This window comes from Mycobacterium sp., from assembly GCF_032159565.1.
Classification (GTDB): Bacteria; Actinomycetota; Actinomycetes; order Mycobacteriales; family Mycobacteriaceae; genus Mycobacterium.
Genome location: NZ_JAVHWR010000088.1, coordinates 1 through 21,946, shown reverse-complemented (window position 1 = coordinate 21,946; position 21,946 = coordinate 1). Strand labels below are relative to the sequence as shown.

The 21,946-nt window shown below is 66.7% G+C and carries 21 protein-coding genes and 1 pseudogene; 11 read left to right on the top strand and 11 right to left on the bottom strand.

The annotated features are described in order from the left end of the window. The 4 genes from gltB to QOC76_RS11105 form a co-directional block, all read left to right on the top strand. Window positions 1-4,151 (top strand): glutamate synthase large subunit (gene gltB, locus QOC76_RS11120; RefSeq protein WP_526356888.1); only part of this gene is annotated, 4,151 nt, incomplete at its 5' end. Then, window positions 4,144-5,610: a glutamate synthase small subunit gene (gene gltD / locus QOC76_RS11115; protein ID WP_526356887.1), complete on the top strand. Its 1,467-nt coding sequence runs from the start codon at window positions 4,144-4,146 to the stop codon at window positions 5,608-5,610. The genes gltB and gltD, both read left to right, overlap by 8 nt. Window positions 5,611-5,675: 65 nt before the next feature. After that, a complete protein-coding gene (locus QOC76_RS11110) occupies window positions 5,676-6,461 on the top strand; it encodes a polysaccharide deacetylase family protein (RefSeq protein ID WP_526356891.1) in 786 nt (261 codons plus the stop codon). 115 nt (window positions 6,462-6,576) lie between these two features. Continuing rightward, window positions 6,577-6,759 (top strand): hypothetical protein, encoded by a 183-nt coding sequence (locus tag QOC76_RS11105; RefSeq protein WP_526356892.1) that lies wholly within the window; start codon window positions 6,577-6,579, stop codon window positions 6,757-6,759. An 80-nt stretch (window positions 6,760-6,839) separates the two neighbouring features. Here the strand turns inward: QOC76_RS11105 and QOC76_RS11100 are convergent, their stop codons facing one another. After that, window positions 6,840-7,697, bottom strand: coding sequence for an LLM class F420-dependent oxidoreductase (locus QOC76_RS11100; RefSeq protein WP_526356886.1), 858 nt, complete (start codon window positions 7,695-7,697; stop codon window positions 6,840-6,842). A gap of 47 nt (window positions 7,698-7,744) precedes the next feature. Then, window positions 7,745-9,241 carry a potassium/proton antiporter gene (locus tag QOC76_RS11095; RefSeq protein WP_526356885.1) on the bottom strand — a complete coding sequence of 499 codons (1,497 nt, stop codon included), beginning with the start codon at window positions 9,239-9,241 and terminating at the stop codon, window positions 7,745-7,747. Between the two features lie 109 nt (window positions 9,242-9,350). Here QOC76_RS11095 and QOC76_RS11090 point away from each other — a divergent pair, with 109 nt between their 5' ends. From QOC76_RS11090 to QOC76_RS11080, 3 genes are read left to right on the top strand one after another with little or no spacing between them, the layout of a single operon-like run. Continuing rightward, the gene (locus tag QOC76_RS11090) at window positions 9,351-10,031 is read left to right on the top strand and encodes a potassium channel family protein (protein ID WP_526356890.1); all 681 of its coding nucleotides are present in this window, start codon (window positions 9,351-9,353) and stop codon (window positions 10,029-10,031) included. Window positions 10,032-10,061: 30 nt separating this feature from the next. Beyond that, on the top strand, window positions 10,062-10,631 hold the full coding sequence (locus QOC76_RS11085; protein WP_526356884.1) for a TIGR03086 family metal-binding protein: 570 nt from the start codon (window positions 10,062-10,064) through the stop codon (window positions 10,629-10,631). Between the two features lie 17 nt (window positions 10,632-10,648). Beyond that, window positions 10,649-11,653, top strand: coding sequence for a PHP domain-containing protein (locus tag QOC76_RS11080; RefSeq protein ID WP_526356883.1), 1,005 nt, complete (start codon window positions 10,649-10,651; stop codon window positions 11,651-11,653). Between the two features lie 26 nt (window positions 11,654-11,679). On the opposite strand, the gene dinB is transcribed toward QOC76_RS11080, so the two are convergent. After that, a complete protein-coding gene (gene dinB, locus QOC76_RS11075) occupies window positions 11,680-12,927 on the bottom strand; it encodes a DNA polymerase IV (RefSeq protein WP_526356882.1) in 1,248 nt (415 codons plus the stop codon). A 23-nt stretch (window positions 12,928-12,950) separates the two neighbouring features. Next, window positions 12,951-13,595, bottom strand: a complete 645-nt coding sequence (locus QOC76_RS11070) for a TetR/AcrR family transcriptional regulator (protein ID WP_526356881.1) — start codon at window positions 13,593-13,595, stop codon at window positions 12,951-12,953. A gap of 76 nt (window positions 13,596-13,671) precedes the next feature. Here QOC76_RS11070 and QOC76_RS11065 point away from each other — a divergent pair, with 76 nt between their 5' ends. After that, a complete protein-coding gene (locus QOC76_RS11065; protein WP_526356880.1) occupies window positions 13,672-15,147 on the top strand; it encodes a flavin-containing monooxygenase in 1,476 nt (491 codons plus the stop codon). Window positions 15,148-15,150: 3 nt separating this feature from the next. Here QOC76_RS11065 and rraA read toward each other — a convergent pair whose 3' ends face one another. From rraA to QOC76_RS11030, 7 genes are read right to left on the bottom strand one after another with little or no spacing between them, the layout of a single operon-like run. Next, window positions 15,151-15,633 (bottom strand): ribonuclease E activity regulator RraA, encoded by a 483-nt coding sequence (gene rraA, locus QOC76_RS11060; RefSeq protein ID WP_526356879.1) that lies wholly within the window; start codon window positions 15,631-15,633, stop codon window positions 15,151-15,153. A gap of 20 nt (window positions 15,634-15,653) precedes the next feature. After that, entirely contained in the window at window positions 15,654-16,187 is a 534-nt protein-coding gene (locus tag QOC76_RS11055; RefSeq protein ID WP_526356878.1) for a hypothetical protein, read from the bottom strand. A gap of 42 nt (window positions 16,188-16,229) precedes the next feature. Further along, window positions 16,230-17,153, bottom strand: a complete 924-nt coding sequence (locus tag QOC76_RS11050) for a CopD family protein (RefSeq protein WP_526356877.1) — start codon at window positions 17,151-17,153, stop codon at window positions 16,230-16,232. Further along, window positions 17,150-17,611 carry a copper resistance CopC family protein gene (locus QOC76_RS11045; RefSeq protein ID WP_526356889.1) on the bottom strand — a complete coding sequence of 154 codons (462 nt, stop codon included), beginning with the start codon at window positions 17,609-17,611 and terminating at the stop codon, window positions 17,150-17,152. The genes QOC76_RS11050 and QOC76_RS11045 overlap by 4 nt, the downstream gene beginning before the upstream one ends. Before the next feature lie 44 nt (window positions 17,612-17,655). Continuing rightward, entirely contained in the window at window positions 17,656-18,306 is a 651-nt protein-coding gene (locus QOC76_RS11040) for a YcnI family protein (RefSeq protein WP_526356876.1), read from the bottom strand. A gap of 36 nt (window positions 18,307-18,342) precedes the next feature. Then, on the bottom strand, window positions 18,343-18,870 hold the full coding sequence (locus tag QOC76_RS11035; protein ID WP_526356875.1) for a hypothetical protein: 528 nt from the start codon (window positions 18,868-18,870) through the stop codon (window positions 18,343-18,345). A 7-nt stretch (window positions 18,871-18,877) separates the two neighbouring features. Next, a complete protein-coding gene (locus QOC76_RS11030) occupies window positions 18,878-19,534 on the bottom strand; it encodes a DUF6474 family protein (RefSeq protein ID WP_526356874.1) in 657 nt (218 codons plus the stop codon). Window positions 19,535-19,745: 211 nt separating this feature from the next. On the opposite strand from QOC76_RS11030, the gene QOC76_RS11025 reads away from it, so the two are divergent. From QOC76_RS11025 to QOC76_RS11015, 3 genes and pseudogenes are all read left to right on the top strand, one after another. After that, window positions 19,746-20,711 carry a hypothetical protein gene (locus tag QOC76_RS11025; protein ID WP_526356873.1) on the top strand — a complete coding sequence of 322 codons (966 nt, stop codon included), beginning with the start codon at window positions 19,746-19,748 and terminating at the stop codon, window positions 20,709-20,711. 67 nt (window positions 20,712-20,778) lie between these two features. Then, on the top strand, window positions 20,779-21,270 hold the full coding sequence (locus tag QOC76_RS11020) for an ImmA/IrrE family metallo-endopeptidase (protein WP_526356872.1): 492 nt from the start codon (window positions 20,779-20,781) through the stop codon (window positions 21,268-21,270). Next, window positions 21,267-21,946: pseudogene (locus QOC76_RS11015) on the top strand (hypothetical protein); the annotation flags it as partial. The gene QOC76_RS11020 and the pseudogene QOC76_RS11015, both read left to right, overlap by 4 nt.

Below are 21,946 nucleotides of genomic sequence, written 5' to 3'. Positions count from 1 at the left end.
TGTTCATCACGGGCGCCTCGGGGATGGACCTGGAGCGCCGCGCATACGTAGTGCGCAAGCGGGCCGAGCACGAACTCGGGACGAAAGGGCCGGGCCAGGACGGTCCTGGCCGCGAAACCGTCTACTTTCCAAGCCTTTCGGGTCAGACATTCGTCTACAAGGGCATGCTGACCACGCCGCAGCTGAAGGCCTTCTACCTCGATCTGCAGGACGACCGGCTGACCAGCGCGCTGGGCATCGTGCATTCGCGGTTCTCCACGAACACGTTCCCGTCATGGCCGCTGGCCCACCCGTTCCGCCGGATCGCACACAACGGCGAGATCAACACCGTCACCGGCAACGAGAACTGGATGCGGGCGCGCGAAGCGCTGATCAAGACCGACATCTTCGGCTCCGGCGCCGATCTCGACAAGGTGGTGCCGATCTGCACGCCCGGCGCATCCGACACCGCGCGCTTCGACGAGGTGCTCGAGTTGCTGCATCTCGGCGGGCGCAGCCTCCCGCACGCCGTGCTGATGATGATCCCGGAGGCGTGGGAACGCAACGAGTCGATGGACCCGGCGCGCCGGGCGTTCTACCGGTACCACGCGTCGTTGATGGAGCCGTGGGACGGCCCGGCGTCGATGACGTTCACCGACGGAACAGTGATCGGCGCGGTGCTGGACCGCAACGGCCTCCGCCCTTCGCGGATCTGGGTCACCGAGGACGGCCTGGTGGTGATGGCGTCGGAGGCAGGCGTGCTGAACCTCGACCCGTCGACCGTCGTGAAGAAGATGCGTCTGCAGCCCGGCAGAATGTTCCTCGTCGACACCGCGCAGGGCCGCATCGTCGACGACGAGGAGATCAAGGCCGAACTCGCCGCCGAGCTCCCCTATCAGGAGTGGCTCGATGCTGGCCTGTTCCACCTCGATGAGCTCCCGCCCGGCGACTACGTCCGCATGCCGCATCACCGGGTTGTGTTGCGCCAGCAGATCTTCGGCTACACCTACGAGGAGCTCAACCTCTTGGTGGCGCCGATGGCGCGCAGCGGAGCCGAACCGCTCGGTTCGATGGGCACCGACACCCCGGTCGCCGTGCTGTCGGAGCGGCCGCGGATGCTCTACGACTATTTTCAGCAGCTGTTCGCCCAGGTCACCAACCCGCCCTTGGATGCGATCCGCGAAGAGGTGGTTACCAGCCTGGCAGGCACCGTCGGACCCGAAGGCGACCTCCTCAACCCCGACGCCGAGTCGTGTCGGCAGATCGTGCTTTCCAACCCGATCCTGCGCAACGCCGAGCTGTCGAAGTTGATGTGCGTCGACCCCGACCACGAGATCCGCGGCCACAAGCACGGGATGCGCGCGGCGGTGATCCGCTGTCTCTATCCGGTGAACCGCGGCGGTCAGGGGCTGCGGGAGGCACTCGACAACGTCCGCGCCAAGGTGTCGGAGGCGATCCGGGACGGCGCGCGCATCATCGTGTTGTCCGACCGGGAATCCGACGAGTCGATGGCGCCGATCCCGTCGCTGCTGAGCGTGGCGGCTGTGCACCACCATCTTGTTCGCGACCGCACCCGTACCAAGGTCGGGCTCGTGGTGGAGGCGGGTGACGCCCGCGAGGTACACCACATGGCCGCACTGGTCGGCTTTGGTGCCGCCGCGATCAACCCCTACATGGCTTTCGAATCCATCGAGGACATGGTCGACCGCGGCGCGATCACCGGCATCAGCAGTGACACCGCCAAGGCCAACTACGTCAAGGCGGCGGGCAAGGGTGTACTGAAGGTGATGTCCAAGATGGGCATCTCGACGTTGGCGTCCTATACCGGCGCGCAGCTGTTCCAGGCCATCGGCATTTCGCAGCAGCTCCTCGACGAGTACTTCACCGGCCTGAACTGCGCGGTCGGCGGTATCGACCTCGACGACATCGCCAACGACGTCGCCACCAGGCATGCGCTGGCCTACCTGGACCGGCCCGACGAGTGGGCGCATCGCGAACTCGAGGTCGGCGGCGAATATCAGTGGCGCAGGGAGGGCGAGTACCACCTCTTCAACCCGGACACCGTGTTCAAGCTGCAGCACTCGACGCGCACCGGGCAGTATTCGATCTTCAAGGAGTACACCGCACTGGTCGACGACCAGAGCGAGCGGATGGCGTCGCTGCGCGGCCTGTTGAAGTTCAAGGACGGCATCCGCACTCCGATCCCGCTCGACGAGGTCGAGCCCGCGAGCGAGATCGTCAAGCGGTTCTCCACCGGCGCGATGAGCTATGGCTCGATCTCCGCCGAAGCGCACGAAACTTTGGCGATCGCGATGAACCGCCTTGGCGGCCGGTCGAATTCGGGCGAGGGCGGTGAAGACGTCAAACGATTCGAGCATGACGAGAACGGCGACTGGCGCCGCAGCGCGATCAAGCAGGTGGCCTCGGCTCGCTTCGGAGTGACCAGCCACTACCTCACAAACTGCACAGACATCCAGATCAAGATGGCCCAAGGTGCGAAACCCGGTGAGGGTGGCCAGCTTCCGGGTAACAAGGTGTACCCGTGGGTGGCCGAGGTGCGGCACTCGACGCCGGGTGTCGGGCTGATCTCGCCGCCGCCGCACCACGACATCTACTCGATCGAGGATCTCGCGCAGCTGATCCACGACTTGAAGAACGCCAATCCGCAGGCCCGCGTGCACGTGAAGCTGGTCAGTGAGAACGGCGTCGGCACCGTTGCGGCCGGGGTGTCCAAGGCGCACGCCGACGTGGTGCTCATCTCCGGCCACGATGGCGGGACCGGAGCCACGCCGCTGACGTCTCAGAAACACGCGGGCGCGCCATGGGAGCTCGGGCTCGCCGAGACCCAGCAGACGCTACTGCTCAACGGTCTTCGCGACCGCATCGTCGTGCAGGTGGATGGTCAGCTCAAGACCGGTCGCGACGTGGTGGTCGCCGCGCTGCTCGGCGCCGAGGAGTTCGGCTTCGCCACCGCGCCGCTGGTGGTGTCCGGCTGCATCATGATGCGCGTCTGCCACCTCGACACCTGCCCCGTCGGTGTCGCGACCCAGAACCCGACTCTGCGCAAGCGCTTCGCGGGCAAGCCGGAGTTCGTGGAGAACTTCTTCTTGTTCATCGCCGAGGAAGTGCGGGAAATGATGGCGCAGTTGGGCTTCCGCGCCGTCAACGAGATGGTCGGCCAGGTCGGCGCGCTGGACACCACGAAGGCCGCCGAGCACTGGAAGGCCCACAAACTCGACCTGGCCCCTGTGCTGCACGAGCCGGAATCCGCGTTCATGAATCAGGACCTGTATTGCAGTTCGCGTCAGGATCACGGCCTCGACAAGGCGCTCGACCAGCAGCTCATCGTGATGTGCCGGGAGGCGCTGGACTCGGGCACCCCGGTCCGGTTCTCGACGACCATCGCCAACACCAACCGCACCGTCGGCACCATGCTCGGCCATGAGCTCACCAAAGCCTATGGCGGTCAGGGTCTTCCCGATGGAACCATCGACATCACGTTCGACGGATCGGCGGGCAACAGCTTCGGCGCGTTCGTACCGAAGGGCATCACGCTGCGGGTGTACGGCGACGCCAACGACTACGTCGGCAAGGGCCTGTCCGGTGGTCGGCTGGTGGTGCGTCCATCGGACGACGCCCCGGAAGACTATGTCGCCGAGGAGAACATCATCGCGGGCAACGTGATCCTGTTCGGTGCGACGAGCGGGCAGGCGTTCCTGCGCGGTGTCGTGGGCGAGCGGTTCGCGGTGCGCAACTCCGGCGCGCACGCGGTGGTCGAGGGCGTCGGCGACCACGGCTGCGAGTACATGACCGGCGGCAAGGTGGTCATCCTCGGTGCCACCGGCCGCAACTTCGCGGCGGGGATGTCCGGCGGGGTGGCCTACGTCTACAACGCTGACGGCAACCTCGCAGAGAATCTCAACGCCGAGATGGTCGATCTCGACGAGATGGACGACGAGGACGTCGACTTCCTGCGCTCCATGATCACCGCGCACGTCGATGCCACGGATTCCGCCGTCGGGCAACGCATTATGACCGATTGGGACAACCAGGTGCGCAACTTCGTCAAGGTGATGCCGCGCGACTTCAAGCGCGTACTGCAGGCGATCGCCGAAGCCGAGAAGTCCGGCGAGGATGTCGACACGGCGATCATGGCGGCCGCGAATGCCTGATCCCAGAGGCTTTCTCAAGTACACGAAGCGCGAGACCCCGCACCGCCGGCCGGTCCCGCTGCGTCTGCGTGACTGGAAGGAGGTCTACGAGGACTTCTCCCACGATGCGCTGCGGGAGCAGGCCACGCGCTGCATGGACTGCGGTATCCCGTTCTGCCACAACGGGTGTCCGCTGGGCAATCTGATCCCTGAGTGGAACGATCTGGTACGCAGCGACCGCTGGCGCGATGCGATCGAGCGGCTGCACGCCACCAACAACTTCCCGGAGTTCACCGGCCGGCTGTGTCCCGCACCGTGTGAGGGATCGTGCGTGCTGGGCATCAACCAGGATCCGGTCACCATCAAACAGGTCGAGGTCGAGATCATCGACAACGCGTTCGGTGAAGGCTGGGTTGTGCCACTGCCCCCGGACAAGCTGACGGGCAAGACGGTCGCTGTCGTCGGCTCAGGCCCGGCCGGGCTGGCTGCCGCACAGCAGCTCACCCGCGCCGGTCATTCGGTGACGGTGTTCGAGCGTGAGGACCGCATCGGCGGACTGCTGCGCTACGGCATCCCGGAGTTCAAGATGGAAAAGCGCCACATCGACCGTCGTCTGGAGCAGATGACGGCCGAAGGCACCCAGTTCCGCGCCGGTGTCAATGTCGGCGTGGACATCACCGCCGAGCAGCTGCGCTCCGAGTTCGACGCGGTGGTGCTGGCGGGCGGCGCGACGGCGTGGCGGGATCTGCCGATCCCCGGCCGCGACCTGGACGGCATACATCAGGCGATGGAGTTCCTGCCGTGGGCCAACCGGGTGCAGCAGGGCGACCCGGTGACCGACGACGACGGACTGCCGCCGCTGCACGCAAAAGGCAAGCGGGTCATCATCATCGGCGGTGGCGACACCGGTGCCGACTGCCTCGGCACCGTGCACCGCCAAGGCTGCGAAAGCGTGCACCAGTTCGAGATCATGCCGCGGCCTCCGGAGTCGCGTGCCGACTCCACGCCGTGGCCCGTCTACCCGCTGATGCTGCGGGTGTCGTCCGCCCACGAGGAGGGCGGCGAGCGGGTGTACTCGGTGAACACCGAGGAGTTCATCGGCCGCGACGGCAAGGTCACGGGTCTGCGCGGCCACGAGGTGAAGATGGCGGGCGGCAAGTTCGAGAAGCTGGACGGCACGGAATTCGAGCTGGAGGCCGACCTGGTGCTGCTCGCGATGGGCTTCGTCGGTCCGGAGCGGGAAGGCCTCCTCAACGCCCTTAGCGTCGAGATCACCGATCGTGGCAACGTCGCGAGGGATCCGGACTTCTCCACGTCGGTGTCCGGCGTCTTCGTCGCGGGCGACATGGGCCGGGGACAGTCCCTGATCGTGTGGGCGATCGCCGAGGGCCGGGCCGCCGCGGCGGGCGTCGACCGGTACCTCATGGGCCGGACCGCGCTACCTGCGCCGATCAAGCCCACGGCGGTCCCTCAGCGCTAGACGCGCGACACGCCTGCAAAAGCAGGGTATTTGCGACCGCTGGCGGGACAGTTGTGGCCATGTCTCTGGATCGGCGCCACTTCCTGGTTGCGCTATCCGCGGTGACGGTCGGGGCGATGGGCCTGACCAGGTGTAGCACGGGCGCCCAACCGCGGGTCGCCGAAGCCACGCCGGTCGCTGTCGAACAACCGCCCGCGCTTCTGCCGCCTCCGCCACGGGCGGCCCGGATCCCGCTGCCGGGCGGCGGTGTGCTCAGCAGCCTGCCTGATGACGGCGACCTGCTGGCGCTGACTGTCGACGACGGCGTGAGCAGCGACGTGGTGCGGCTCTACACCGAATTCGCGCGGGACACCGGGGTCCGGCTGACGTACTTCGTCAACGGGGTCTACCGCTCGTGGACCGAGAACCAGGCGCTCCTGCGGCCGCTCGTCGACAGCGGGCAGATCCAGCTCGGAAACCACACCTGGTCGCATCCGGACCTGACGAAGTTGCCGTTGACCGCTGTGGCAGAAGAACTTCGGCATACGCACGACTTCCTCTGGAAGGCCTACGGCACCGACGCGCGGCCCTACTTCCGGCCGCCGTACGGTGCGCACGACGCGAACGTCGACAAGATCTCCGGCGAACTCGGATACACCGCGGACACGCTCTGGTCGGGTTCGTTGGAGGACCACGTGGTTATCCCGGCGGACGAGATCGTGAAGATGGCCGACAAGTACTTCACGCCGGGCGCGATCGTGATCGGGCATCTCAACCATAAGCCGGTCACGCACGTCTACGGACGCCTCGTCGACCTCATCCGCGAGCGTCGGCTGAGGACCGTCACCTTGCGCGACGTGTACATCGGCTAAACAACATCTGCCACTTCTGCATCAATAAAATCATCTGATGATTGATCGGCGCGCCTAAAACTGTTTGCCAGTTGTCGGGTATCTAATGACTTGGTGAGGACGCTGCGGTAACGTAGTGCCTCAGCTCAGCAATTGCTATACCGCAGGAGTGATCGACGTGTACCTCAACCCGCTGTCCCGTTCCCGGATGAGTCGAATCGCCTGGTCACTTCTCCGACACCCGGTGAAGTGCCGTGAATACCCGGCCAAGGCTGAGCGCCTGGTCACCGCCGACGAGCTTCTTCGCTTCGGCTACTAGCAACCCACACACCCCCTAAAAGACGACGTGACGTCGTCTCGTCACCGATTCTTTGCCGGAACGTTATATTTTCGTTATCGTCAGTTGAATTTGCTGGTCAGCCCGGAATCCCTGATCGCTTCGGCCAACGGTTCGAGCACGCCGGGATCGTGCGGCGGCGGCAGATAGATGATCGCGAGGTCCAATCCCTCCTTACCGAGGGAACCCGCGTCGTGAACGACCTTGGCGTAATCGAGATCGGGTTCCAGCCGGACGTGCGCGGACAGGGTGATCTCATGCGGGTCGCGGCCGATGTCGGCGCATCGGGCGGCGAGCACGTCGCGCTTGCGTGCGAACTCCTCAGGTGGTCCGCCGACGAAATTCCAGTGGTCGGCGTATTTCGCGGTGAGCGGCAGGGTGCGCTTCTCGCCGCTGCCGCCGATGCAGATCGGCGGGTGTGGCCGCTGCGGACCCTTGGGCTCGTTGCGCGCATCCTTGAGTTGGTAGTACTTGCCGTCGAAAGTCGTTGTCTCCTTGCTCAACAAGCTGGTGAGCACCTCGCACGCCTCCTCGAAGCGGTCGAAGCGTTCCTTGATGGAGCCGAGTTCGATCCCGTAAGCGCCGGACTCCTCTTCGTTCCAGCCCGCGCCGATGCCCAACTCGAGCCGGCCGCCGGACACGATGTCCAGCGCCGCGGCCATATTGGCCAGCACTGCGGGATGGCGGTAGTGGATGCCGGTGACCATTACGCCGACGCGCAGACGCTTGGTGGCCTGCGCCAGCGCGGTCAGCGTCGTCCAGCCCTCGAGGCATGGGCCGGCGGGATCGGAGTAAATCGGATAGAAGTGGTCGAACGTCCAGCCGGATTCGAAGACGTCGATGTCGTCGGCGGCCTGCCAGACGGCAAGCATGTCGTGCCAAGCGGTGTTCTGCGGGGATGTCTTGAAGGCGAATCGCACTACATCGAGGTTAGTCCAGGGGGCTGATCGTGGGCTGTGAGCTCGGGTCAGTCCGGCTCCCCGAATTCGTCGAACCAGTAGGCCAGCTTGCCGCGCCGACTCACCGCACGCAGCCTGCGTTCGGCGGCCGTGCGCGTCCTCGGCGTTGTGACGATGAGTAACTCGTCGCCCGCCGCGATCCGGGTGTCGGGCTGGGGGACGAACGTGTGACCGCCCCGGATGATCAGCGTGATCACGCTGGGGTCGGGCAACCGCAGTTCGAGCACGGTCACGCCGTGTAACCGCGACGGCGAGTGCACCGTCATCGTCAGCAGTTCCGCCTCCAGGACGTCCAGCGGCGCGGCCTCGACCTGGATTTCTCGGGTGGCCTCCTTCGAGATGAGTCCCAATCGGTGAGCCAGCGTGCGCAGACTCGGACCCTGCAGCAAGGTGAATACCACCACCAGGATGAAGACAATGTTGAGCAGCCGGATGGCATCGGGCACGCCCTCGACGATCGGGAACGTCGCGAGCACGATCGGAACCGCGCCGCGCAGCCCGGCCCACGACACAAAGACCTGCTCCTTCCATGGCACGCGGAAGCCGGCGAGGGAGATGACGACGGACGCGGGACGGGCGACCAACAGCAGAACCAGCCCGATGACGATCGCGGGCACGATCTCGCTGCCGAGGTCGCTGGGGTCGACCAGCAGGCCGAGCAGGACGAAAAGGCCGATCTGTGCGAGCCAGCCGAGGCCCTCCGCGAATGACCGGGTGGCCGAGCGGTGCGGCAGCCCGGAGTTGGCGAGCACGACCGCGGCGAGATAAGCGGCGAGGAAGCCGCTCGCGTGCGCGCTGCCCGCCGCGGCGAACGCGACCAACCCCAGCCCGAAGTTCGCGAGGGGATACAGCCCTGATGCCGGAAGCGCGATGCGCCGCAATGCGACTGACCCGAGCAACCCACACCCCAGACCGATCGCGGCGCCGACACCCAGCTCGTAGACCAGTTCACCGATGGCGTGCACCGGCGACAGTTCCAGCGGCGTGGCGGAGAACATCAGCACGAGGATGACGGCAGGCGCGTCGTTGAATCCGGACTCCGCCTCGAGCAGTCCGGCGACACGCTTGGGCAGCGGTACGACGCGCAGCACGGAGAACACAGCGGCGGCGTCGGTGGACGACACGATCGCACCGAGAAGCAGGGCGATCTGCCAGTCCATCCCGAGCAGCAGGTGAGCCCCTGCGGCCGTGATCACCATGCTGACCCCGACGCCGAGAGTGGCCAGCATGCCTGCCGGTGCCAACACTCGCCGGATGTCGGAGAAACGTGTCGTGAGACCACCCTCGATCAGGATGATGGCCAACGCGATCGTGCCGAGGTGGTCGGCGAGCAGATAGTTCTCGAAGTGGAGCCCGAGCCCGTCTTCGCCGACGATGACGCCGACGCCGAGGAACAACAGCAGGCTGGGTAGGCCGACCGTGGTTGCCGCACGGGTGGCCACGATGCTGGCCAGCAGCACCAGTCCGCCGGCCAGCAGAACCAGATACAGCTGCTGCAAACTCATTTCACCCCGCAGTTAACCAGTAGGGCAGCGCATGGGTCAGTATGACGTTGTGTTCCGATTCAGGCGGCGGTCCGATGAGTCGTCGAAAACCGCGGACGCGCGTCAGACGATGCGGATCGGAATCGCGGGCGCGGGCGCGATCGGCCGGTCCGTCGCCACGGAACTGCTCGCCTACGGCCACAAGATCTTGTTGATCGAGAACAACGTTCGTCACTACGAACCGCAGACGGTCCCCGGCGCCGACTGGCTGCTGGCCGACGCGTGCGAGCTGGTCTCGCTCGAAGAGGCCGGGATTCAACTGTGCGACGTGGTCATCGCGGCGACGGGCGACGACAAGGCGAACCTGACCACCTCGCTGCTGGCCAAGACGGAGTTCGGTGTGTCGCGGGTGGTGGCCAGGGTCAACGACGCCCGCAACGAGTGGCTGTTCAGCGAGGCGTGGGGCATCGATGTCGCGGTGTCCGCGCCCCGTGCCCTCGTGGCGGCGATCGAAGGTGCCATCGACATCGGTCATCTGGTGCGACTGATGGAACTGCGACAGGGGCAGGTGAGCTTGGCGAAACTGAAGCTGCCCGAGGACGATCCGATGGTCGGTAAGCGGGTGCGCGACATCGTGCTGCCGGAGAACACCGCTTTGGCGATCGTGATCCGCGACGGCGGGGTCATGCTGCCGCAACCCGATGACGTTCTGCGGACCGACGACGAGATGCTGTTCTTTGCGGGCGGCGCCGTCGAAGACCAGATCCGCGCCCTCGTGCACGGAGCCACGAAGCCGCTGCGGGGCCGATGAGTTTGTGGCGTCGCTGCGGTCAGTACCGGCATGACCGATATCAGCCCCGCCTGCCAGCGCACCGCCGATGTACTGGCATGCGTCACCGATGAACACCTGGACCAGCCCACACCGTGCGAGAAGTTGCGTCTCCACGAGTTGATCGCCCATATCGGCATGCTGGCGCAGGCCTTCACCGCGGCGGCGCACAAGGATTTCGGCCCGTTGACCGACACTGCCCCCACCGACGGCGCCGAAATCGACGGCGACTGGCGCACCGCCTATCCGCAGCGACTGGAAGCACTGGCCGCAGCGTGGAAGGACCCGACGGCGTGGCAGGGCATGACCAGGGCGGGCGGCATCGAACTGCCCGCCGAAGTCATGGGGTCGGTCGCGCTGGCCGAGGTCGTCATCCACGGTTGGGACGTTGCCCGCGCGGTCGCCACGCCCTACGACTGCGACCCGGCCACCACACACGCCTGCCTTGCTCACCTCGCCCAGTTCGATGCGTCCGGCACCGAGGGAATGTTCGCGGCGGCGGTGCCCATTCCACCCGACGCACCAGACCTTGATCGAGTCATCGCGATGAGCGGACGCGATCCCGCTTGGCGCCTCGGCTGACCGGGCACACTGGAGGCATGGATCCGGTCGTCGCTCTGCGCCAGATTGCGTATTACAAGGACCGGGCGCGCGAGGACTCGCGGCGGGTGATGGCCTACCGCAACGCGGCCGACATCGTCGAGGCGCTCAGCGACACGGAGCGTGACCGCCACGGCGCCGCGAACAGCTGGCAGACGTTGCCAGGCATCGGACCGAAGACGGCGAAGGTCATCGCGCAGGCCTGGGCGGGCGGAGAGCCGGAAGCGCTGGTTGAATTGCGTTCGAGCGCTGCGGATCTCGGTGGTGGTGATGTCAGGGCAGCGCTGCGCGGCGATCTGCATGTGCACTCCAACTGGTCGGACGGGTCAGCGCCGATCGAGGAGATGATGTTGGCCGCAAGGGATTTGGGCCACGAGTACTGTGCACTGACCGACCACTCACCGCGCCTGCGGATCGCCAACGGGCTGTCGCCGGAGCGGCTGCGCAAGCAGCTCGAGGTGATCGACGAACTGCGCGAAGCCGTTGCGCCGCTGCGCATCCTCACCGGTATCGAGGTCGACATCCTGGAGGACGGCGCACTCGATCAGGAGCCCGAGCTGCTCGAGCGACTCGACGTCGTGGTGGCCAGCGTGCACTCGAAGCTCGCGATGGACAGGCCCGCGATGACGCGGCGGATGCTCAGGGCCGTGGAGGACTCGCACGCCGACGTCCTCGGCCACTGCACGGGCCGATTGGTGACGGGCGGCCGCGGGATGCGGCCGGAGTCGAAGTTCGACGCGGAGAAGGTGTTCACCGCATGCCGCGACAACGGCACAGCGGTGGAGATCAATTCGCGGCCGGAGCGCCGCGACCCACCGACCAGGTTGTTGGATCTGGCGCTGGAGATCGGATGCCTGTTCTCGATTGACACCGACTCGCATGCGCCGGGGCAGCTGGAATTCCTCGGTTACGGCGCGCAACGCGCGCTGGAGGCAAAGGTGCCTGTGGACCGAATCGTGAACACGTGGACAGCCGAGAAGCTGCTCGACTGGACGGCCTCGTAACGTAGCCCGTGGACCGCTCAGCTTGTTTAGTCGGGCAGGTGCGGCATCTCAAGGCCAGGGTCGCGGCCGACGAGGACGCCGCGGGTGACCGCCGAGTTGCCGTAGCGCTTGCGTACTTCATCGACGGCGTCATCGAGTGCCACGGCGTCTGCGTGTCCCCAGCACGCGAGTGGGCTCACTTCGAAGGGCAACTCCAACTGCTGCGCGCCTTGGCGGTCGATGTTGGAGACTGCAAAACCGACCAGCGTCAGGCCCCGCTCGGCGATCAACGGGGCGGCCGCCGCAACGAGGTCTCGGGCAGCTTCGAGAACGACGTCGGTCGATGCCGTTGCGCGCGGCATGGTGTGCGACCGGGTGGCGCGGCCGAAGTCGTCGAACCGCAGCCGCAGCACCACGGTTCGGCCCGTCCGCCCTGCCGTGCGCATTCGTCGGGTGATCCTGTCGATGAGGTTGATCACGACGGCGTCGACCTCGGCCGCCGACATGGTGTTGCCGCGTCGCCCGAGGGCGCGCTGCGCGCCGACCGAGCGGCGCCGCACACCCGTCACCACGCGGCGCCGATCGATGTTGTGCGACAACGCGAACAGCTGATGGCCCATCGCACCGCCGACCATGGAGGCGAGCGTCGACTGGCCCAGCTCGGCGACGTCGGCGACGGTCTCGATGCCGTGGGCGTGCAGTTTCTCCGCGGTCTTGGCGCCGACACCCCACAGTCGGCGCACCGGCAGCGGGTGCAGAAAGGCCAGCTCGCGGTCGGGTGGAACCAGCAGCAGGCCGTCGGGTTTGGCTTCCTGACTGGCCACCTTGGCGAGAAATTTGGTGCGCGCGATGCCGACGGTGATCGGCAGCCCGGCGCGGTCGCGCACCTGGGCCCGTAGCCGGGCGGCGATCTCGACCGGCGTGCCCGAGACCCGGCGCAGGCCGGACACGTCGAGGAAAGCCTCGTCGACCGAGAGGGGCTCCACTACCGGTGAGGTGTCATGGAAGACGTCGAACACCGCATCGCTGGCCTCCGAGTAGGCCCTCATACGCGGCGGCACGACGAGCGCGTGCGGGCACAGCTGCCTGGCCTGGCGTCCCCCCATCGCGGTGCGCACGCCGTAGGCCTTCGCCTCGTAACTCGCCGCGAGCACGACGCCCGCGCCGACGATCACTGGCCGGCCGCGCAGCGCGGGATCGTCACGCTGTTCGACCGATGCGTAGAAGGAGTCGAGATCAGCGTGCAGGATCGCCGCCGACTGAGCCTGGTCGAGCCGCGCACCTGACACGAACATATGTTCGCATCAGTGTCCGACAGTTACGGCGCTTTGCCGTAGATGCTGCTCACCCAGATGTGCGCGAGCGTGTCGACGATGCGGTCGCGGTTCACCGAATCCTTCTCGGCTGCGTGGACTGCGAACATCGTGCGCTCGTTCATCAGATTGAGTGCAATCGCGAGATCCCTGGCGGGAATGGTGACGGGCGCCGCACCGCGGTCGCGTTCGGCCTGGATGGAATCCGCCGTGTAGTCGATCCACTTCTGCATGAAGATCGACCACATCGAGTGCAATTCGGCGTTCGTCGGCCGAGCGGCCGAACCCGCGATCATGACGGCCCGGTGGTTGCTGAACGACTCGAACAGGGCGTTGATGGCGCGCCAGACGCCGGCCGGATCGACTGCTGTATCCATCGGGCCGAGCGCGGCGTCGGCCCTTTCGTCGGCCTCGGCGATGATCCGATCGAGGAGCGTCAGCAGTACCGCGTCCTTGGACGGGTAATAGAAGTAGAAGGTCGGCCGTGAGATCCCGGCTCCCTTTGCCAGATCGTCAACCGAAATCTCTGCAAATGGGCGCTCCTCGAGGAGACGCTCTGCGGTTTCGAGAATTGCCAGCTCACGGTCGTCGCCGGACGGCCGACCGGCACGGCGGCCGCGGGCCGCGCGGGGTTGGCTGGCGATCGTCACCCCCGTTACTTTACACAGCGTCGAGAGTTTCAACATACTGTTGACTAATTCGACACGGCGTTGATAGCTTTACACCATGACTGAATTTGTCGACGTCGTCATCGTCGGAGCGGGCATCTCGGGAATCAGCGCGGCCTGGCATCTGCAGAACCGCTGCCCCGACAAGAGCTACATGATCCTGGAGCGACGCGAGAATCTCGGCGGCACCTGGGATCTCTTCAAGTACCCGGGCCTGCGCTCGGACTCCGACATGTACACGCTCGGATTCCGGTTCAAGCCGTATATGTCGGAGCAGGCGATCGCTGAGGGGCCGTCGATTCTGAACTACCTGAAGGAAGCCGCCTCAGAGAACGGCATCGACAAGCACATGCGGTTCAGCCAGCACGTGGTCGCCGCCGACTGGTCCGATGCCGATAACCGCTGGACCTTGCGTGTCGAATCCGACGGGGAGCAGCGTGAGATCAGCTGCGCCTTCCTGTTCGGCTGCACCGGCTACTACAACTACGACGAGGGCTACTCGCCCGATTTCCCCGGTTCAGAAGACTTCGAGGGCCCGATCGTGCACCCGCAGCACTGGGCCGAGGACCTCGACTACCAGGGCAAGAAGATCGTCGTCATCGGCAGTGGCGCCACCGCCGTGACCCTGATTCCGGCACTGATCAAGTCCGGGTCGGGCCACGTCACCATGCTTCAGCGCACGCCCACCTACATCGCCGCCATGCCTGACCGCGACCCCTTCGTCTCGAAGGTCGACAAGTGGCTCCCCGAAAAGGCGGCGTATGCGGCGACACGCTGGAAGGCCATCCTGCAGAGTTCGGCGCAGTACCAGCTGGCCAGGAACTTTCCGAACGTGTTCAAAAAGGCCCTTCGCAAGATGGGCGAGCGCAGGCTGCCGGAGGGCTTCGACTACAACAAGCACTTCGTACCGAGCTACAAGCCGTGGGATCAGCGGGTGTGCCTCGCCCCCAACGGCGACATCTTCAAGCAGATCCGCAAAGGCCATGCCGATGTCGTCACCGATTCGATAGAACGGTTTACGAAGACCGGCATCAAACTGGCATCCGGCGAGGAACTACAGGCCGACATCATCGTCACCGCAACGGGTTTGAACATGCAGCTACTCGGCGGCCTGGAACCGACGAAGAACGGCCAGGCGATCGACCTGACGTCGCTGATGACGTACAAGGGCCTGATGTTCTCCGGCATCCCGAACTTCGCGATGACCTTCGGGTACACCAACGCGTCGTGGACGCTGAAGGCGGATCTGGTCTCCGAGTTCGTCTGCCGGCTGCTGAACTACATGGATGACAACGGATTCGACCGCGTCGAGGCCCAGCACCCCGGCGACAGCGTGGAAGCGCTGCCGTTCATGGACTTCGAGCCCGGCTACTTCAAGCGGTCGATGCACCTGCTGCCGAAGTCCGGATCACGGGCACCGTGGCGACTCAAGCAGAACTACCTCTTCGACATGCGGATGATCCGCCACGGCAAGGTCGACGAAGAGGCGCTGCATTTCACCAAACACCGTGTCGCGGTGCCGGCTTCGGCCTGATCGTCAGCTTGCGGTGACGACGACGATCCCGTCGTCGTCGCTGTAGGCGATCTCACCCGTCACGAAGACCACGCCACCGAACTCGACGGCCACATCGCGTTGGCCGTCGCCGGTTTTCGCGCTCTTGCGTGGATTCGTGCCGAGCGCCTTGATACCGATATCCAGTGTGCTCAGCGTGGCGGCGTCGCGGACCGCGCCATTGATGATCAGGCCCGCCCAGCGGTTGTCGACGCCCAGGCCCGCGATGATGTCGCCGACGAGAGCCGAGTGCAGCGACCCGTCGCCGTCGATCACCAGTACGCCGCCGTCGCCGGGTTCCGAAAGCACCGACTTCAGCAACGCGTTGTCCTCGAAGCACTTCACGGTGGTGATGTGGCCGGCGAATTGGGACCGGCCGCCGAACTGGCGCAACTGCAGATCGCAGCTGCGAACGTCGGGTCCGATGTCGTCGACGAGGTCGGCGGTTGGACGGGGTTCGATGCTCACCGGTCGATGCAAGTAATTCGTCAGTCGTCACCGTGCCGGCGAGCGACCAACACCAGCAGGATGGCCAGCACGCCTGCGGCGATCGCCGCCGCGAGCGGCACACGCGACGGTTCTGGTCCCACCAGCGGTACTGTGCCAGGGCCGTTCACGGGGTTCCCCGCCGCGGCTACAGTCGATTTCGCTTGTGCTGCAGCCTCTTTCGCCGCATCTGCGAGATTACGATCACCATTGGTGTCGGCCAGCTTGGGTGCGACTCTCGGCGGGGCAGGGGGCGTCGCCTTCCCCGGGGCAGCCTTCTTCGCCGCCTTCTTGGCGGGCGGGGCCTTCTTGGCCGCCTTCGCGGGTGTCTTCTTGGGTGTCTTCGCGGGCGCCTTCTTGGCGGCCTTGGCTTGTTTCGCGGGCGCTTTCTTGGCCGGAGGAGGTGGAGGCGGCGCGGGCGGCTCAACAGGCGGCGGGGTGGCCCGCGACGCGGCGTCTGAGAATTGCGGCGGCGTCGGCGGCGTCGGCGGCGGAGCCTCGGGTTTCTCGTCCGGTCGATCCTGCTGGTCGGCCATCAGGCTGCTCCTTTGCAGTGTCTCGTCCTCAGCCATTCAACCCTAACCGGTGACCGACAGCGCTGCGGCCATGGTCAACGCCACCGCCATGACTGCCAGTTCGGTGAGTGATCTGGATCGTGACACGTAGGCGGTAACCCGGTGCGACTTTGCCGCGGGCAGCCAGCGGGCGCGGTTGTGCCAGGCCAGCGTCATCAACACCACGGTGAGAACGATCTTGGCCAGCAGCAAGCGGCCGTAGCCGGTGGTGAACAACTGCGATGCCGAGTCCAGTACCGCGAGAGCGGCTGTCAAACCACTGGCCAGCAACGCGATCACACACAACAACGACAGTTTGGAGAATCGGGGCAGCACGCGCGCCCACTGCCCACGGTGATCGACCGTCAACACCAGCGCCGCCAGCGTCCCGCACCACGCCGCGGCCGCCAGAACGTGAATCGCGACAGCGATACCGCCGAACGCGCTGGCCGACATGTGGCCACCGATCGTGCGCGCGACCAGACCGACCGCTGTGATCCCGGCGGCGGCGACCGCTGCGGGCGGCGTCTTGGCGGCGACCAGCGCAACGATCATCACCAGTCCGGCGGCCGCGGCACTGAACAGGCCGGATCGCCCGGCAGACGTCGCGTACGCGAACTCCGCCGTCGTGGTCAGGCCGACCCGCGTCACCGGCACCCCGGCCGCCGCGGCGGCACCCACGACGAGCCTGCACAGTTCGGCGAACAACCAGAAGCCCGCCGCCCACGCCAGGGGCCCGGCAGCCCGCCGCGTCAGCTCGTCCCGATACCGGCCGGTGTCGAGCATCGGCACCACCGCAAGGCCGAGCGTGACGACGGCCGCACAGTCGGCGAGTGCGCGCACTACGGTCGCGGCGGGCGCAGCTTGGGGAAAGGCCAACGCCCACGCCGCCGCCGACGCGCCGAGCACGACGACGACACCGCCTATCACCGCCCGCCACCGGGTCACGTCTTTCGTCGTGCCGCCCACAGGATTCCGCCGCCGATGATCAACGCTCCCGCAATCAGGAACGGCCACACCGGAATTCCGCCGCCGTCGGTATCGGCCGGCTTGGCTGCCGAGGGGCCCGGCGTGCCTGCAGCGGCCACCGTGAGCCGGAAGGACCACGAACCCGACACCGGGTGGCCGTCCGCAGACGTCACCCGGTAATTCACTGTGTAGGCGCCTGCAGGCCCGAGCCGCCGCACCCCGACGGAGATGACCGCGCCCTGCACCTGCGCATCGCCGTCGGACCACAGATTTCCGTCGGGACCCACGACGGTCATCGCGGCGAACTGCGGCTGCAACTGTTCGTTGAACGTTGCGCTGACCCGGGCCGGCCCCTGGGCAAGCGCGGCGTTGTCGGCGGGATCGGTCGCGACGCGGACGGCGTGCGCGGAGGCCACGGGCGCGCCGGCCAGCGCCATCACCGCCACCAGGACGGCGATGAACGCTGGCCGGACTGACCGGGTCAAGTGCGCCTCCGAGACATCACCGCCGCGGCAAGTCCCACCGCGGCCAACACGAGTGCGCCGCCCGCGAGCCAACGCGCGGTGTTGTCGGCCTTGGCCGCCGTGGGCGCATGGTCGTCCACTCCCGTCGCCGACGCACCAGTCAAGCTCACCGTGGGTGCCGGGTGGTCAGGCTCACCGCCGCCGGGCAGCGGCGGCTGGTCCCACTGCACCACCGTGCCGTCGGAATACGTCTGAGTGGCGGGGAAGGCGACGCTGTCACCCTCGGGCAGCTTCACCGACACCCGGAACAGTGCGAACTGGTCCGACGAAATTCCCAACTTGGAGTCGGCCGTCCAGGTGACCGAGCGGACGGTGCCGGCCGCGGTATCGCGGTCGAGGCTGGCCTGCCAGCCGGGCATGACCTCGGTTCGCGCGGACGCCACGTCGGGCAGTTTGACGCTCAATTTGGTTGTCAGCGCGCCATTTTCGGATTCACCGGGCACCTGGAACGTCACCACTGAAGTGGCGCCGGGTGCGGGATTGTCGGCATCGGCATGGACGTGCGCCGATGCGGGCCCTGCGCCGGACGCCACGCCGATCGACAGTGTTACCCCTGTGCAGGCAACGGTGATGAGGGCGCGCTCACGCGCCCTTGGTGAAAAACGCATTCGATTGTCACTTTCTTGTTGTCGAGGAACTGGCGGTCAGCGTGCGCGGCTGACCGGCGGACCCCGATGTGACATCGATGCGGCGAGGAGAAGGGACGACCGCATAGGCTGATCGGCGCCCGCGGCGAGGACGGGCCGGCTCGGTATCGGCGGAAGGACGGTGCGCGTGGCCACTTCAACCACTCGCGACACCGCGCGACAGAGCCGGTCGCCCGCGGCGATCAGGACCGCTCCGGCGACCACCGCCAAAGCGTGCGCGACCAGCATCGCCGGAGCGGGCGACGTCGTTTCGTCATGGTGGTGGCCCGCCACGCTGAGCATCAGATGGCCGACGATTTGGCCGCTCGCCAGCAGAGCAAGCAGCACGCGCACATCGGCGCTCCGCGAGATCGTCGCCGCCAGGCCTCCGACCGTCGCGGCGAGCACGGCGAGCAGTACGACGGCCGAGCCTGACGGCGCAGCACCGTCGGCGACACCGTGGGCGGCCACTGCCAGCGCGGCGGTCAGCAGCCCGGCAGCCGTACCGCGCAGACGGGCTGCGGTGGCGCTCGGCTGCGCTGTCACGGACGGGTCAGGCCACGCCGAGGCGCGCCATCAGGTCGGCTTCGATGCCGTCGAGCTGCCGGCTGATGGAGTCGTGGGTGGATCGCCGGTTGGCAGTCGGCATGTTCTCCGCCGCGGTCACTGCCGCCGACAGGTCGGTCAGTCGATCCGTCATGGCGGTGACGAACTGCTTTGTTTCAGGGTCTTTGGGCTTCTTCTCGGCCACCTGTCGCAGTGTCTGCTCGGCTCCCGCAACGCGCGCCGACAGCCCGGCGCCGTGCCCGGAGAACTGGCCGAGCTGGCTGAGCGGGACGCCCAGCCTGTCCGCCCTGCGCTGATCGAGTAGTCCGCGGGCGGCCATCGCGGCACGGTAGGCGAGAGGCACCACGATCGGAGCCAGCAGCCGGGCCACCGTGAGCGACCGGCGGATGCGCGCCGGAGACAGCAGCTTGCCGTCGCGGACCGCCTTCAGCTCAGTTTCAGCAACCTTGAGCGCGGTCCGGTCGCTTTGCCGTTGCGCCCGCAGTTGTGCCTTCAGCGCCTTGGTCTCGGCCTTGTGGGCGGCCTTCATGCGACGGTTCTCGTTCTTCGCCGCGAGCCTGGCCTCCAGCTTCGCCTTCGCCTTGATGGCACGGGCCTCAGCTCGCCGAGTAGCGCGGCTTTTTCGTCGCTTGAACAGGCCCATCCCGGCCGCCTTCCCGGTGATCTCGTCGGCATTTCGGCCATTCGTGTCAGCGATGGCGCAGCACAACACTATCGCTCGGGCGATGACCGGCGCTTGCGCGCCCCGAAATGCGCCTGGTTCCAGCCACTAGCAAACGCGAACGAGGGATTGTGCGACAATCGTCGCAACCGTCAACGGTTGTTCGGGCGGCGTCACGAGAGGTGGTGACCGAGTGGCTTCGCGTGTACGTGTCGCCGCGTCGACATGCCTCGTAGCGTCCGGCCTTTTCATGGGCGGTGCCGGCAGCGCAATCGCTCTTGCGGACCCCGAACCCGGCTACGGTCCCTCGGACGACCGGACGGGCGGCGAATCGCTGGGCCAGACCAATCGTCAAGCGCTGGGCACGGCCGGTGGAAACGACCGGAAGCCGGCGGGTGAATTCCGCAAGCAGCCACAACCGCGCTGGGGAAACGGCCGGCCCAATGAGAAGGATCCGCCGAAAGGCGAAGAGCCGGATCCGGGCAAGGAGAATCCCCAAGGTCCGAAGGGCGACGAGCAGCCGCCGGGGGACGACCCGAAGAACCCCTGTGGCGACGACCCAGGCAACTGCCCGGGCGACGGCCAGGGCAACCAACCACCCAACCTCCCTGAAAGTGGCGGCGGAGGCGGCGCGATCGTCCAGCTGCCGGGCTTCGAGCCGCCGAAGATCCCCCACATGCAACTGCCTGGCGAACTAGAGCCGAGCCAGCCTGGAATGCCAGGCGGGCCCACCGTGCTCGGCGCAGGCGCAGGCGCGGTCGCTGTGGCAGCGCCGGCGGGGCCCGCGGTGCCCATCGTCTTGCCGGTGATTGTCGTGCCGCCCGCCGCCCTCGGTGCAGGCGCCGGTGGTGGGGGAGCCGGAGGCGCATCGGCCGGACTGCCGCCCGCGGCGCCGCGCGCTGTGACCGCCGAGCCGCCCGCCGGACGTGTCGCGCAGCCGGCGAAGGTGGGCAGCAATGTCGCAGTACCGAATTCGTCCTACCGGATCGGGTACACCGAATACCTGCGCACCGCTGGATTACCGCAGCTGGCAGCCTTGGCAGTGCCGGGGCTCGTCGGAATTCTGGTGCTCACGGGCGCAGGGGGATTGGTGGGTTACCGGCAGGCAAAAGCGGGGCACGCCGTGCGAGTCGGCGGCTCAGCACGTTTCATGAGGTAGTACTACAAACTGCCCCCCTCAACAGGGGCGGGCAGCGCATAGTGGACTCGTCGAGAGGGGGATGGTTATGCCTGCGAGTCGTCGCGTCACCCGCGCCGTGAGCGCGGTGCTCGATCTCGCTCCGCGACGCGGAGAAATCTCGTTGCCCCGCCTTGTCGATGCGGTAAGCGAGGACCGCAAGCGGCCGATCGAACTCAAGATGTCGGATCTGCCTCCTGGCGTGTGCGGCCAATGGCGGCAGTACGCCGATCGAGACGTGTTCCTCATCCAGAAGGGCCTGCCCGCCTGGGACCGCACGTTGGCGCATGAGCTCGGCCACCTTGTCCTCGGCCACGAGGGCATTCCCGTCGTCCAAGCCGCCCGCGAGGAGACGGAGTTCGCCAGCTCAGAGCTGATCGGATACATGCTCAACCAGCGCACCGGCTGCATGGGGCCGAGCGGTGAAGACGCCGAGCAGGAGGCCGAGGATTTCGCGGCGCTGCTCATCTACCGCCTCGGCAGGCTGCCCTCCGACCGCTCCTCGATCGTGCAGGTTCGGCTCGGAGAGGCGTTTGGTTGATCATCTGGGTGATCGCAGGTCTTCTCGGACTTGCCACCGGCCTGCGTATCGGTTGGGCCCTCGTCAACAAGCAGTCGCTGGTGAGCACCGCCATGATTCTGGCGCTGGGCAGCCTGGGATTGGTGGCGGCTCTCAATTGGCAACCGCTGACGCTGCTGCTGGACACGCTGGTGCGCTGGCCGAACGTCTCGATGGGTCTGAGCCAGGTCGCTCTGGTCGCCTGCGCCGCGGGCAGTTGCGTGATGATCACGACCGTCTCCTCAGGGCGTAAGCCCGCCACCATTCGCAAGATCGCCATCGCCCAGTACAGCGTCGCGGGCGCCATCGCCGCTGTGAGCCTGGTGGCCTTCTTCTCCGCAGAACAGCAGCCGGAGATGTCGCCGCAAGATTATCTGCGCCGCAACCTGGTCTCCGGCGGCAACTCGCTGCCGTGGCTGCTGCCGCTGCTGTACGTGCTGCTGGCGTTGACGCTGGTGTCATGGGCCGGATTGCGGCATTCGAACCGCAGCCGCCGTGGTCGGGCGTTGTTCGTGTTCACGATCGGCATCGTGCTGATCGTGCTCGCGTCGGGGTTCTTTTTCCTGCGGGCGGTCATCAAGACCGGACCGGTCGGGGTGGGCGCCGCGGCCACACTGCTCGGCTGCGCGATGCTGGTGGTCGCCGCGGGCTCGCTGCT